Origin of the sequence: Microbacterium sp. ISL-103 (assembly GCF_018613995.1) — a bacterium.
Classification (GTDB): Bacteria; Actinomycetota; Actinomycetes; order Actinomycetales; family Microbacteriaceae; genus Microbacterium.
Genome location: NZ_JAGGPD010000622.1, coordinates 1 through 1,031 on the forward strand (window position 1 = coordinate 1; position 1,031 = coordinate 1,031).

The 1,031-nt window shown below is 68.3% G+C and carries 1 protein-coding gene; it reads left to right on the forward strand.

Translation table 11 applies throughout. The features are described 5' to 3' along the window. Positions 1–1,031, forward strand: a 1,031-nt coding sequence (locus J7E68_RS18775) for a class I tRNA ligase family protein (RefSeq protein ID WP_215175065.1), incomplete at both ends; no start/stop codon positions are given.

The window sequence follows — 1,031 nt, forward strand, 5'->3', positions numbered from 1 at the left end:
AGCCGCCGCAACTTCATCGAGCTGTGCGAGCGCCTGACCATCGAGGACGAGAAGCAGTTCGAGGCGCTCTTCCGCCAGCTCGGCCTCTCGGTCGACTGGAGCCAGACGTATCGCACGATCTCCGACGACACGATCCGCCAGAGCCAGCTCGCGTTCCTGCGCAACCTCGATCGCGGCGAGGCCTACCAGTCGCTCGCCCCGACCCTGTGGGACATCGACTTCCGCTCGGCCATCGCCCAGGCGGAGCTCGAGGACCGCGACCAGCAGGCCGCCTACCACACCATCGATTTCCCCTTCGCCGACGGTTCGGGCTCGATCACCATCGAGACCACCCGCCCCGAGCTGCTCCCCGCCTGCGTCGCGATCGTGACGCACCCCGAGGGGCCGCACAAGCACCTGATCGGCACCAAGGTGCGCACGCCGTTCTTCGGCGCCGAGATCGAGATCCACGGCCACCACCTCGCGCAGCCCGACAAGGGCACGGGCGCGGCGATGGTCTGCACCTTCGGCGACGTGACCGACATCATCTGGTGGCGCGAGCTGCGCACCGTCGACGGCAGCGACCTGCCGAACATGACGACGATCGGGCTCGACGGGCGCTTCCTGCCCACCGCCCCGTCGATCGTCGCGAACACGGAGGCCATCGACTGGTATGCCGGCGAGCTCGCCGGCAAGACCGTGTTCTCAGCGCGCAAGGCGATCGTCGAGAAGCTCCTGGAGACCGGCGACATGACCGCGGTCGGCAAGCCCTTCAGCCACGCGGTGAAGTTCTTCGAGAAGGGCGACCGCCCGCTCGAGATCGTGTCGACGCGGCAGTGGTACATCCGCAACGGCGCCCGCGACGCGAAGCTCCGCGACCAGCTGCTCGCGCACGGCACCGAAGTCGCCTGGCACCCCGACTTCATGCGCGTGCGCTACGAGAACTGGGTCGGAGGCCTGACCGGCGACTGGCTCGTCTCACGCCAGCGCTTCTTCGGCGTGCCGATCCCTCTCTGGTACGGGCTCGATGAGAACGGCGACCGCGACTACGA